At 56.8% G+C, this 12,336-nt stretch carries 10 protein-coding genes and 2 pseudogenes; 9 read left to right on the top strand and 3 right to left on the bottom strand.

Annotated elements, in window-relative coordinates:
• The first annotated feature begins 512 nt into the window (after window positions 1-512).
• The 9 genes and pseudogenes from AC1D0N_RS30680 to tnpC all read left to right on the top strand — a co-directional run bounded on the left by AC1D0N_RS30680 (window position 513) and on the right by tnpC (window position 9,427).
• Window positions 513-1,613, top strand: coding sequence for an ABC transporter ATP-binding protein (locus tag AC1D0N_RS30680; protein ID WP_477250242.1), 1,101 nt, complete (start codon window positions 513-515; stop codon window positions 1,611-1,613).
• Between the two features lie 113 nt (window positions 1,614-1,726).
• The gene (locus AC1D0N_RS30675) at window positions 1,727-2,788 is read left to right on the top strand and encodes an ABC transporter substrate-binding protein (RefSeq protein ID WP_477250240.1); all 1,062 of its coding nucleotides are present in this window, start codon (window positions 1,727-1,729) and stop codon (window positions 2,786-2,788) included.
• A gap of 157 nt (window positions 2,789-2,945) precedes the next feature.
• On the top strand, window positions 2,946-4,082 hold the full coding sequence (locus AC1D0N_RS30670) for an ABC transporter permease (protein WP_477250238.1): 1,137 nt from the start codon (window positions 2,946-2,948) through the stop codon (window positions 4,080-4,082).
• Window positions 4,083-4,084: 2 nt separating this feature from the next.
• Window positions 4,085-4,921 (top strand): ABC transporter permease, encoded by an 837-nt coding sequence (locus tag AC1D0N_RS30665; RefSeq protein ID WP_477250236.1) that lies wholly within the window; start codon window positions 4,085-4,087, stop codon window positions 4,919-4,921.
• Window positions 4,922-5,030: 109 nt separating this feature from the next.
• Window positions 5,031-6,179 (top strand): M24 family metallopeptidase, encoded by a 1,149-nt coding sequence (locus tag AC1D0N_RS30660; protein ID WP_477250234.1) that lies wholly within the window; start codon window positions 5,031-5,033, stop codon window positions 6,177-6,179.
• 58 nt (window positions 6,180-6,237) lie between these two features.
• Window positions 6,238-6,909, top strand: coding sequence for a GntR family transcriptional regulator (locus AC1D0N_RS30655; RefSeq protein ID WP_477250232.1), 672 nt, complete (start codon window positions 6,238-6,240; stop codon window positions 6,907-6,909).
• 431 nt (window positions 6,910-7,340) lie between these two features.
• Complete coding sequence (locus AC1D0N_RS30650; RefSeq protein ID WP_477250230.1) at window positions 7,341-7,706, top strand: transposase; 366 nt, start codon at window positions 7,341-7,343, stop codon at window positions 7,704-7,706.
• 45 nt (window positions 7,707-7,751) lie between these two features.
• Window positions 7,752-8,071 (top strand): annotated as a pseudogene (gene tnpB / locus AC1D0N_RS30645) (IS66 family insertion sequence element accessory protein TnpB).
• A 69-nt stretch (window positions 8,072-8,140) separates the two neighbouring features.
• Complete coding sequence (gene tnpC, locus AC1D0N_RS30640) at window positions 8,141-9,427, top strand: IS66 family transposase (RefSeq protein ID WP_477250229.1); 1,287 nt, start codon at window positions 8,141-8,143, stop codon at window positions 9,425-9,427.
• Here the strand turns inward: tnpC and AC1D0N_RS30635 are convergent.
• The 3 genes and pseudogenes from AC1D0N_RS30635 to AC1D0N_RS30625 form a co-directional block, all read right to left on the bottom strand.
• Window positions 9,313-10,164, bottom strand: a complete 852-nt coding sequence (locus AC1D0N_RS30635; RefSeq protein ID WP_477250227.1) for a carbohydrate ABC transporter permease — start codon at window positions 10,162-10,164, stop codon at window positions 9,313-9,315. The genes tnpC and AC1D0N_RS30635 overlap by 115 nt on opposite strands.
• The gene (locus AC1D0N_RS30630; RefSeq protein ID WP_477250225.1) at window positions 10,161-11,075 is read right to left on the bottom strand and encodes a carbohydrate ABC transporter permease; all 915 of its coding nucleotides are present in this window, start codon (window positions 11,073-11,075) and stop codon (window positions 10,161-10,163) included. The genes AC1D0N_RS30635 and AC1D0N_RS30630 overlap by 4 nt, the downstream gene beginning before the upstream one ends.
• Window positions 11,076-11,080: 5 nt before the next feature.
• Window positions 11,081-12,073 (bottom strand): annotated as a pseudogene (locus AC1D0N_RS30625) (sugar ABC transporter substrate-binding protein); the annotation flags it as partial.
• Window positions 12,074-12,336: the final 263 nt, after the last annotated feature.

The raw sequence follows: 12,336 nt of genomic DNA, 5'->3' as shown, positions 1-12,336 counted from the left end.
CTAGCTGGTCGTGGGTGTCCAAACAGACCCATCATGGAATAGGACCCAACGCCTAACCGTCCCGGAATCCGAACACGAAATCGTGGTGCCGGTCCGGCTGCCCTGAGAGTGAAGCTGGTTACTAAATTCCAAATTCAAGCCGCTCTTCCTTTCGCAACGACTGGCGATCACCTTGTGCACAAGCTGCTCGCGCGATTAACTTCTCGCTGCCGACAGGCGTCGCTCTCTGTGAGCCTTCTTAGTCCAACACTTTGGACAGAGGGGGCTTGTCGGCGATAAAACTCCCGAAGTATCTGCGCCTTTAGGCGATTCAGGGACGCTGTTACTCCGAAACAGCCAATCCTGGCTAGGGCCATCCCTCATCAGTTGCGCGCTCGCACATGAGAGCAAGAAAAGTCTGGCCGCGCACAGGACTCCATCTTGTACACAAGCCATTCCTGTGTTAGCCTGGTGAATATGACGAGCGGGGCTTGAGGAGAGCACTGCACGCTGCTGCACCGGGAGGTCGGAAGTTGAGCAAAGGTCTCGATCGAGATCCGCTAATCAGGTTCGATATGGTTAGCAAGACATACGACGGAAAGAACTTCGCCGTTCGCGATCTGTGTCTGGACATCTACGAAGGCGAGTTTCTTGCCTTACTCGGACCCTCAGGTTCGGGAAAAAGTACAACTCTCGGAATGCTCGCCGGTTTCGAGCACCCATCTAGTGGCCGCATCACTTTGGCGGGGAGATCTCTTCAGGACACCCCAACGCATAAGCGCAAGTTTGGCATGGTGTTCCAGAACTATTCGCTCTTCCCGCACATGACGGTGATGGAAAATATTATCTTCCCACTTCGAATGCAGGGAATGTCGAGGAAGGATGCCTACAAGCTCGGGCAATCGGCCCTTGAGATGGTGGATCTGCGCGATCCACAAATGGGCAAGAGAAGGCCTGATCAACTCTCAGGTGGTCAACAGCAGCGCATAGCGCTTGCGCGCGCGCTCGTTTTTAAACCAGTTGTCATTCTCTTCGATGAGCCGCTCGGCGCACTGGACAAGAGGCTTCGCGAACAAATGCAGCTCGAGTTGCGCCAGATACATAAGCGTCTAGGCGTTACCATGATCTTTGTCACGCACGATCAGGGTGAAGCAATCACAATGGCGGACCGGATCGCAGTATTTAACGAAGGCAGGATTCAGCAAATCGCCTCACCCATGCAGCTTTATGACGAGCCAGCGACGCTCTTTGTCGCTTCGTTCGTTGGCGATAACAATAAGATCAATGCCACGGCTATCCGTTCGCAAGGCGAGATCTGTCAGGTAGAGCTTAATGACGGTTCCAAAGGCGAAGGAATTAGTCCGAGCCTCATTCAGCCGGATGCGAATGTGGTTATGGTGGTCCGTCCGGAGTGCATTGTAGTCTCTCCAGCCGAGGATCTCGCCAACAAGTATCCTGCCCGCGTTAACGAAGTTATCGCGCTGGGGGACCAGACCAGACTTAGGCTAGATGTAGCAGGAAATGTAGAGATACTCGTCAAAATTCCAAGAACGGGCGGCGCTCTCGAGTACCAAGTTGGGCAAAACCTAGTCGTTGGATGGAGGTCGCAGGACTGCAGGGTCCTTCGAGCCTAACCAGGATCACACATCAATTGTTGGCGAGGGTTGACAAGGGCGCTCGAGGGGCGACGCGCGCCTAACATGCATAGGAAATGTTGCCGTTCACAAAGGAAGAAAAGGGGAAGTGCATGCGTAGTATCTCAAACAACCTGTACCCGGCTCTCACACTGGTTGCATTACTGGCGGGGTCAACCGTGGTCGCGAACGCAGATGATCTCACCATTGCCACGTATGGTGGGACATTCGAAGAGGCTTTGCGAAAAGAGGTGTACGAGCCTTTCACCAAGGAAACAGGGATTAATGTTCTCGCGGATGCTTTCTCCGGCGACGTCGGTAAAATCCGCGCCATGGCCACCACTGGGACATACAATTGGCAGCTCGCAGAGAGCGAGTCTGTGATCGCCGCCATCGGCTGCCAGCAGGATTTCCTGGAACGTTTTGATCTTGGCCGGCTCAAACTGACAAAGGATGACTTCGTTCCTGGAAGCCTGATCGAGTGCGGTATTCCCGATGTCATCTACTCCGTCAATTTTGCCTACGACACAAACCAGGTGGCAGAACCTGCCCCCAAGTCCTGGGCCGACTTCTGGAATGTCGAAAAGTGGCCGGGCAAACGCGCTATGCGCAAGTCTCCCAACGGAACCCTTGAGTTCGCGTTGCTGGCAGATGGCGTGCCAATGGACAAGGTCTACGAAGTGCTGAGCACACCTGACGGTGTCGATCGGGCGTTCGCAAGCCTGTCAAAGCTGAAACCAAACATCGTCTGGTGGGAGACCGGCGCACAGTCCGTTCAGCTCCTCGCGGATAAAGAAGTGGCAATGACAGTCGGCTGGAATGGCAGGCTTTACAGTGCAGCGCATGGCGAGGATCAAAAACAGATCAAGACCGTTTGGAATCAGTTCCGCTGGGAAACGTCAATGTGGATCATGCCGAAGGGCGCTCCGAACGTTGATAATACTTACAAATTCCTTCAGTATGCTACCAAACCGGAACTGATCGCCGAGGTTTCCAAACGCGTCGCCAATGGCCCTGCCGTCGTGGCCGCCGGAAAGCTCATCCCCTCCGGCCTCAATGCCGAACTCCCGACAAGCGCGGAAAACCTGAAGAATGGTTTTCCGATGGACGTGCAGTTTTGGGTCGATCACCAGGAAGATCTGACACAGCGCTTTAACAACTGGGTTGCTCAGTAGTAACTGCGGGCGGCCTACCCGCTCTAGACAGGATTGGGGTTGGCAATTGCCGGAGTATTTGGATGACCGTGACTGCCAAAGCCACGTCCAACGATCTAATGGATCGGCCGCCGTTGGCTATCGCCGCGAAATGAGGAGAAGAGAGGCGCGCCGGAGCGTGCTTGTCGCGCCCCTCTTCTTGTATCTCACGCTGATATTCGTCATCCCAATTGTAATAATGCTGACCAGGAGCATTCAAGACCCTGAGGTCTCTGTTGTGCTGCCAAAGACCGCCGATCTAATTCAACGCTGGGATGGGACAGATCTGCCCAGCGAGGAGGTATTTGCCGCCCTTGCTACCGACATCAAACAAGCCGTGAGCAATAGGTGTTTGGGCCAAGCGGGTAGTCGCTTGAACTATGCGATACCCGGATTTCAATCTCTTCTGACGAAAACCGGCCAGAAGATATCAGATGTCCCGACGGTCGATGCCGCAGAAGCGTTGAGCCAGATCGATCAACGCTGGACAGATAACCGATATTGGCTGGCCCTCCGCAGCGCATCGAGCACCTATTCGCTGTTCTACTTTAGGATTGCGCTCGGATTGTCCAATACAGGATCTGCCTCAGAGGGCCGCGGTTTCTATCTCGACGTGCTTGTCCGGACGCTATGGATGACGCTTGTGGTGACATCATTCTGCGTAATTCTTGGATACCCTTTGGCATACTTTCTTGCCGGCGTCTCGGACGCGCTGCGAAATAAACTAATCCTCTTTGTTCTGCTTCCATTCTGGACGTCATTGCTGGTACGCACCACTGCGTGGTTTGTGCTCTTACAAAAGCACGGGTTGGTGAACGACATTGGAATATTTCTGGGACTGTGGTCCCAACCTCTGGACCTGATCTACAATCGGTTCGCAGTCTATGTTGCGATGACTCATGTAATGCTTCCCTTCATGGTGCTTCCGCTTTACAGCGTTATGCTGAAAATTCCGGGTACATACATGAACGCGGCGGCTACGCTCGGGGCTCATCCTTTTCGAGCTTTCAGGGAAGTCTACCTTCCGCTCAGCTTTCCAGGCCTGGGGGCCGGAATATTGTTGGTGTTTATTGTTACACTCGGATTTTATATCACGCCTGCTCTTCTTGGCGGACCGGCCGACCAAATGTTGAGCTACTATATCGCACAGAATGCCAGCAACTTTGGGAATTGGGGTCTTGCGGCCGCGCTTAGCGTGCTCCTGCTTGCCGTCGTTGGAGTTGTCATGGTCTTGCTCGGCTGGCTTAGAGCCGCCAACATCATGCAGGAGGCATAGGAATGTCCTCGCTAACAGGTAAGCGGTTCCCTGGCTTTTCGACGATGACACTTTGGATTGTCAGTTCGCTGATAATGGGCTTCCTCATTATGCCGGTCATTGTAATCGTACCCTTATCATTCAATTCGGCACCCTATTTTACGTATCCAATGCCGGGGCTTTCACTGCGGTGGTACGCGGAGATTTTCGGGGATTCTTCTGCATCGCTTATGTGGCAAAGAGGTATCCAGAATAGCTTCATTATCGGCATTTCGTCGACTGTTGTGGCGACCGTTCTGGGGACTTTGGCCGCGTTGGGGCTGAGCCAAAGCAGCTGGCGATTTAAAAACATGGTGTTCGCTGTCCTCGTATCCCCGTTGGTAGTGCCGGCAATTGTGTCCGGACTCGGGTTCTTCTATGTCTTCGCGAAGTTCAAGCTGGTCGGTACATTCTGGGGCTTAATATTGGCTCACGCCGCCCTTGGCGCTCCGTTTGTTGTGATAACTGTTTCCGCCACCCTCAAAGGATTCAATCAGACACTTTTGCGGGCAGCAGAGGTGCACGGGGCGTCGCCTGCGCGCGCCTTCTGGGAGGTGACTTTGCCATTGATTTTACCTGGGGTCATCTCTGGGGCGATCTTTGCCTTCGTTTGGTCGTGGGACGAAATCGTTGTGACTCTGTTCCTCGCTACGCCTCCACAGCATACTGTGCCGATACGGATGTGGAGCGGCGTGAGGGAAAGTTTCAACCCCACAATAACTGCAGTGGCCACTCTGTTGATCGGCATGGCGATTATATTGATGCTCCTGGTCGATCAGTTGAACCGACGTAGCCTTCGCTTCAAGAACGCTTCGCTGTAAATCCCACGGCAAGTGCCGTCGGGTCAAACTGCAACTCATTGCGCTCCCAACTTCTACCAAAGGTGGAACGTAGCGCAGCAATATCCCCTAAACTAGAAAGGAAATGGAAATGGATCAGATAGTGGACCAAGCTAGCGTTGAGCGCGGATCCCGCGTTGAAGAAGTACAGGAGAAGTGTCGGGAACGCGGTATTGATGTGGCGATTTTTACAAGCCCTGAGAACATTTATTATCTGGCCGGCCTCGATTATGAGGGCTATTTCTGCCTGCATGCGCTGCTGGTTCCAGCTAATGGTAAGCCGGTGCTCTTCGCGAGAAGCATTGAGACACCCACCATCCTCCGACAGGCTAAAGACGTGCGATTTATTGGATATGCCGATAATGACGATGTTGCGGCGGCAATGGCGTCGCAACTGGTCGCGATCGCTGGCAAGAGCGGGCGGGTGGCGTTGCAGAGGAATAGCGCCTTTAACGTTGCAATCGACGCTCCTCTTCGGGCCGCCCTCCCAGACGCTGATTTTGTTGACTCGTCGGGCATCGTCGAGGAGATGCGTATGCTCAAGTCCGCCTTTGAAATCGAACAGATCAAACGCGCGGCACGCGTCTCCGACGTCATGATTTCTGCGGGAATTGCCGCAGCTGGCCAAGGGGTGACTGAAAACGCTGTCGCGGCCGAAGTTTACAGAGCGATGATTTCCACCGGCGGACAGTCCCCTGGTTTCCCCCCGTTCATCAGGTCTGTGGACAGGATATGTGAACCCCACACCACGTGGACTTCTCGCGAGTTGAAGACCGGCGACTCGTTCCTTTTGGAGCTCTCGGGCTGTATTGATAGATATCACGCTCCGATGGCCCGAACAGGCTATGTCGGTCCAGCACCCACTTCGGCAAGCAAGCTTTCCGTGATCAGCAACCAAGCGCACCTCAAGGCCTTAAATGCGCTCAAGCCAGGAGCACTCGCGTCGGATGTGCATGCTGCATGGCGGGCTCATCTTCATGCATCCAACGCGTTTCCGAGGCTCGAGCACTGCGGTTACACGGTCGGGATCTCATTTCCTCCGACCTGGACAGGCGGCCCCGGTATAAACAGCCTTCATGGGGCGAGCACTGTCCAGATACGAGAGGGAATGGTATTCCACCTTCTCACGTGGATTACGGATGATGAGGGCAATGATAATTTCTTGTCGGACTGTGTGGTGGTTGAAAAGTCCGGCGGTGTCTTCTTGACGAATTCGTCGAGAGATCTCGCCGAAGTTTAGTAGCCTGGAAAGGCTCTCTCTTGAATCTGCCAAGGTATTATAGGGTCTTGCGAAGGCAATGAATGTTATAGAAACTGACCAGTCCCTAAACGGGGCTTCAGGGATTTATGAGATTCTACGGACTCGTATTGCTCTGCTGGAGTATTCACCGGGAACGAAGTTGTCGGAGAACACCCTTGCTGCTGAGTTCGGGATCAGTAGGACACCCCTTCGAAAAGTGCTTCAGCGCCTCGAGTTCGAACACCTTCTTGTTCGATCTCAAGGCTCCTATACTACTGTAACGGATGTCGATGCCAAAACTCTCAGCCAGATATATGAGGTCAGAATGGTTCTGGCTGAGAATCTTTATAGATTTGTAGAATTGCCGATTCCTAGCGTTACCATTCACACACTACAAAGGTTGTCTGATGAGGCGGAACAGCTTAAGTCAAATCATGATGTTTATTTGCTGGGTAAGATACATCGGGAGGTCGAAGAAGCTCTCGCTGGTACGATTTCAAATGTTAGGGCGAGGGAGATAACGGAGCAACTCTACTTCGAGATTGGTCGAATTTGGCTGAGCTGCGTGCCTAAATTGGACTGGGATGAAGAAGTGGAACTTCTTTTGTCCGAACTTCGTGAACTGATTGCTGTGCTACAGCGCGGGGACCTGCGCGGCTTCGGGTTTCGCAGACGAAACCAGGCTGCGATGGCCTTTGATCGCATTTACAAAGTCATCTCCGGGCAATGAAGCGCGGGTGATTAGGTCAAAAGCCGCACCCGGCGACCAGTTGGCCCCGGCCAATATAGGTCGGCGTGTCAATCGCGGGTGACCTCCACCCCTCCTCTCGGCCGCTCTCATTTGACGCCGCGAAGCACATCATCGGCATCGGCCCGGCGCCGGGCGACGCAARGAGCCCTGTGCGCGTTTTGGGCGCGCCCCACAATGAGCACCCTGCCGGTGGGGAGGGACACTGGCAGGGCGCGCCGCACATATGTCGCGACCGTGTGGCAGCGGGACATCGGCGGCAAGCCGTGGCGTAGGGCAGAAGCCTCTTTCGCCATTGCGTGGGCGTGGATGTAAGCGCCACGCCGCTCCCCTCGTGCGGCGCATGAGGTGAATGTGCGAAGAATCCCCCCGATCGCGAGAGACGGAGGGCCTACGTGGGAGCAGACGGCAAAATGGACGTCCATTTGGACGTCCCAACAGCTGGCTACGCAGGCCGGGTCGAGGTTCTGGACGGTCCAACGGGACGGCGGGTTCGCTCGGAGGCCGAGAGAGCCCGGATTGCGGCCGAGAGCCTGATGCCGGGGGTGCAGGTGGCGGCGGTCGCGCGCAAGCATGGCGCGACCCGCTGGCAGGTCTACGATTGGCGGCGTCGCCTTCGTCAGGGACAACTGGCACTGCCGGAAAAGCATGGCTCCGATGTTCGCGCAGTTGATGGTGGACGACTCATCGGCGCCTCAGCGGAGGATGAGGCCATCGAAATCGACGCCGGCGAAGGTGGAAATCGTGATCGACGACATGGTGATCCGAACGGCGGTTGACCTCGAGCAGCTGTCGCAGGTGATCCGAGCGGTTCGGGCCTCGCGATGATTGCACCGGGCAACGATCTGAAGATCTACGTGGCGACCCGGCCGGTTGACTTCCGGCGCGGCATGGACGGATTGGCATTGGCTGTGCAGGAGATGCTAGGCCTCGACCCATACTGTGGGGCAGCCTTCGTCTTCCGGGCCAAAAGGGCTGACAGGATCAAGATTTTGGTGTGGGATCGCACCGGCCTTGTGCTCGTTCACAAGCGGCTCGAGGGCTCGAAGTTCGTCTGGCCGCAGGTTCGCGACGGAGTGATGAAGGGCTGGATTGGAGACTGGTTCGCCCCGAGCGGGCACGGCGTCCGCAGCTTGCCGGATGAGTGTGGCACAGTGACTCAGGTGCCTTGTCTCCAATGGCGTTATCGGCACTCATGTGCTTGATTTAGTGCATGAATCTGACGGTTCTCCAGGAAGAGAACGAGCGTTTGAAGGCGCTCCTGGCCCAGACGCAAGCGGCCCTGGCCGAGCACCAGGCTGCCTTAGCTGCATCCGAGGAGGCGCGCCGCCGGCTGGAGAGCGTCGTCAGCCAGCTCAATCACGAGAAGTTCGGCGCCAAGTCCGAGAAGCTGCATCCCGATCAATACCACCTGCCACTCGAAGACGTGGAGATCGCGCAGGGCGTGCTCGATGCCGCGCAGGAAAAGGCGCAGCGGGTCATCCAGGGGCGTTCGGACGGCTCGTCCGGTTCGCGCCAGCGCAATCGTGGCCACTTGCCTGCCCATCTGCCGCGAGTGGAGCGGATCATCGAGCCCAAGAGCACGCTGTGTCCGTGCGGCTGCGGCGAGATGGCCAGGATCGGCGAGGATGTCAGCGAGCGGCTCGACGCAATCCCGGCGCAACTGCGCGTGCTGGTCACGCGCCGCCCGAAATACGCTCGCCGGCGCTGCTCGGGCGCCGTCGTGCAGGCGCATGCGCCCGAGCATATCGTGCCCGGCGGCCTGCCGACCGAGGCGCTGATCGCCCAGGTCATCGTCGCCAAGTTCGGTGATCATTTGCCGTTCTACCGGCAGGCCGAGATCTACGCCCGCCAGGGCATCCAGCTGGATCGGGCGACACTGGGCAACTGGGCAGGCCGGGCCTGCTTCCATCTCAAGCCCATAGCCGACCACATGCGCGGGCATCTGGCTGCGGCCGAGCGCCTGTTCATGGACGAGACCACGGCGCCGGTGCTCGATCCCGGACGCGGCAAGGTCAAGAAGGGCTTCTTCTGGGCAATCGCTTCCGATGACCGCGGCCATGGTGGCCAAGGCCCGCCCATCGTGCTGTTCCACTATGCGCCGGGACGCGGCGGCGAGCATGCCGAACGCTTCCTTCAAGGCTTCGCCGGACAGTTCCTGCAGGTTGACGCCTATGAGGGCTATGACCGGCTGACACGCTTGGAGCGGCCACAAGGACCATGGATGCTGGTCCATTGCTGGAGCCACCTGCGCCGACGTTTTGTGAAGCTGGCGCGCAACACCAAGTCCCCGATCGCCGAAGCCGCCGTGCGCCAGATCGCTACGCTCTACGCCGTCGAGGCGACGGTGCGCGGCATGACGTATGGTCATTCGAATCCTCCAGATTATTCCTTTACGCCCGACATCGCTACCGAGTCGGTGAAGAAGCGTTGGAAGCCCAGCAGGATGACTGCAGGAATGAGGCTCAGAATGGTCGATGCGGCGAAGATCTGGCCGTAGTCGCTGCTGTGTTCCCCCACCATAAGGCCGAGGGTGATCGGAGCGAGGAACATGTCCGCGCGCGTCGTGACCAGAAGCGGCCAGAGATAGGCCTGCCATTGCCCATTGAAGAGGATGAGTCCGGCGGCGATGAGAGCCGGACGTGAAAGCGGCAGGAAAATCTCGATGAAAATCCTTAACCAGCCGGCCCCATCGACTTGAGCCGCTTCAATCAGCGAACGCGGTATGGCGAGAAAGAATTGCCGCAGTAGGAAGATCACTATGCCGTTGCCCACGAAGGGCATGATCAGTGCGATGTAGGTGTTCTGCAACCCGGCGTGTGCGAAGATGGCGGACAACGGTACAGCCACGACCTCCTCGGGCACCAAAAAGCTGAAGACGACGATGGCGAAGACGACCTCGCGGCCCCGCCACTGCATGGCGCTTAACGCGAATGCTGCGGCCGCGCACACCAACAGTGCCACGACCACCGTACTTGCGGCCACGACGATCGAGTTGATCAATCCGGTCCGGAACGCTCCGCCAAGCGCGCTGCCAAAATTTGCCAGCGTCGGCTGTGGCGGAATGAAGGTGCCAATGGAAAGCGGATCGAGCGAGGTGAAAATCTCACTGCCCGGCCGGAGGCTTCCGGCAACCAGCCAGACGATTGGCAACAGAAAGCTTGCGGCCACAGCGATGCCGAATAGGAGCTGAACCATGCGCACCGCCCTGGCCGAGCTCTTTTCTCCGGCGCTCACGGTTGCTTCTCCCGCGATAGCAACCGGAACTGGATGAGGATGATGACCATCATGATGACCATCAAGGTCAACCCTTCCGCAGCAGCCAATGGCACGTCGTTGAAAAAGTAAGCTTGCTGATAGACGTCGTACATGATGAGCTGCGTGCTGCCGCCGGGCCCTCCTCGGGTAAGTAACGCGATCGGAGCGAACAGCAGAAATGCAGCCACCGTGTCAGCGACGACTACGAAGGCCAGCGGCCGACGCATGAGGGGGATAGTGATGTGCCAAAGCGAAGAAAGCTTCCCAGCCCCATCGATCGATGCTGCTTCATAAAGATCGCGAGGAATGTCCTTTAAGCCACCGATGAGGAAAATCATCCAGAAGCCGCATCCGATCCATGAAGTCATCACAGTGATCGACATCAGCGCCTGATCTGGCGATGTGAGGAACGGTTGAGCGCTCACGCCTACAGACCTCAGCAGCGCATTTGCCAATCCCTGCGGACGGTATGCGGCGCCCCACAGGATGGCTGCGACGCTCGATGGGATGAATACTGGCAGAAACACCAAGGCTCGCAGCAGCGAGACGAGCCGCGACTTTTCGCCAAACAGCAAAGCGAGGCCGAAAGCGACTGCAGTCTGCAGCGGCACGGTCACCGCGACAAAGGTTAGGGTGGCACGCAGGGTCTTGGCAAACGTAGGCGACGCGAAAAGAAACTCGAAATTATCAAATCCGGCGAATTCGCCGTCCGCGCCCGAGAAGCTCTGCTGAACGAGCCAGCCTGCTGGCAATAACCGAAACCCGATGAGAGCAACCAGAGCCGGCGCGAGGAAGAGGAGCGGCGCTATGGCCGCTCTCCATTTTGAAAGTCCCCGAATTATAGGAGCAACCCTCACAATTCGTTTCTCATAAGCTGCTCCCATGGCCATCGCTTTTAGCGCTCAATGCGCTTAAAACTACGCTCAAGCTCACTTTGAAGCTGCGGAAATGTCTGGGCAGCGTCACTTCCGTTGCGGATATCGCTCCACGCACGCGTGACCAGCTCCTCCAATTGGAGATATCCGAGTGTACGCGGTCGCCGAATGGCTGTGTTAGCGAGTTCGTAGCGCATCAGAGCATCAACACCCTTTAGCTTGGGATTTTGCTTGGGAATGTCGCTCAACACCTCGGCCGCCGCGTCGACGTTTGCGGATAGATGGCTTGTGCTGGTGGCGGCAACTAGCGCTCCATCTTTTTCCAAACCCACGTAGTGCAAGAATTCCATGGCCAGGTTGGCTTTCGTTGTGTCCGCCGCCACTCCCAGATGCCATGATTCAGAAGGCGTCACGGCCTTGCCGCCGGCAAAATACGGATGAGGCGCCGCTGCATAGTCAAGACCGTCGACCTTGTTGAAATCAGCGATCAGCCAGGGACCGCCAACAAGAAATGCAATCCGGCCAGCTTTGAATAGGTCGCCCATCTCCTGCTCGGTCCGACCACGCGAAGCCACGCCATCGGCGAAAATACTTCCATACCATTTTCCTGCCTGCAGCCAAGCATCGTTGGCCACATCCACGGTCAGCAGGTCGTCACCCCTGACGCCCGGCCCGCCGCCAAGCGATTCCGGAAGGACCTGTAGCTGGTAGTAGCGATCGACTTGCTCGAAACCGAAGCCCGTTTCGGCTCCGGCCGCCTGCACCTTCTTGGCAAGCTCAATGACCTTGTCCCAGGTCATGCGCGCGTCGGGCGAGACGCCCGGCGCTTCTACATCGGCCTTGGCCAGAAGCTGTTTGTTGAAGAACAGGAGCTGCGTTGACTCCCACATCGGCATTGACAGCATCTTCCCCTTATAAATAGCTCCCTGGACGTCGCTAGGGAACAGTTTGCCTTTGCTCTTTTCTCCGAAGGCGCTTGTCAAGTCTGCCAGAATGCCCAGCTTGGAAAACGTCGGGACATAAGCCCCGTGGGTCGGTCAAAATCCCCCGGGTATGGTCACTTGAAACTCCCCCACCTGATGATCACCGGCAGCGCTACTGAACAGCGGTAGCCGGTAAGGCAGGACGTTTATTTTCATCCCCTTTCATACAGCGAGGGGACCGGGAGTTGAACGTCTTGAAGGCACATCTGCAAAGCACCGTACTAACATTACTTGATCGCAACACCAGCCAGCGCGAGATTCAAAGGCTAACGGGTGTCGACCGCAAGGCAAGA

The sequence above is a fragment of the Mesorhizobium sp. P2_E10 genome (assembly GCF_056404235.1).
This window is presented reverse-complemented; position numbering and strand designations above follow the sequence as displayed.

Coding starts and splice junctions, on each gene's coding strand:
- AC1D0N_RS30675 (WP_477250240.1), top strand. CDS start 1,727: ATGCGTAGTATCTCAAACAACCTGTACCCGGCTCTCACACTGGTTGCA.
- AC1D0N_RS30665 (WP_477250236.1), top strand. CDS start 4,085: ATGTCCTCGCTAACAGGTAAGCGGTTCCCTGGCTTTTCGACGATGACA.
- AC1D0N_RS30660 (WP_477250234.1), top strand. CDS start 5,031: ATGGATCAGATAGTGGACCAAGCTAGCGTTGAGCGCGGATCCCGCGTT.
- AC1D0N_RS30655 (WP_477250232.1), top strand. CDS start 6,238: ATGAATGTTATAGAAACTGACCAGTCCCTAAACGGGGCTTCAGGGATT.
- AC1D0N_RS30650 (WP_477250230.1), top strand. CDS start 7,341: ATGGACGTCCATTTGGACGTCCCAACAGCTGGCTACGCAGGCCGGGTC.
- tnpC (WP_477250229.1), top strand. CDS start 8,141: ATGAATCTGACGGTTCTCCAGGAAGAGAACGAGCGTTTGAAGGCGCTC.
- AC1D0N_RS30630 (WP_477250225.1), bottom strand. CDS start 11,075: ATGGCCATGGGAGCAGCTTATGAGAAACGAATTGTGAGGGTTGCTCCT.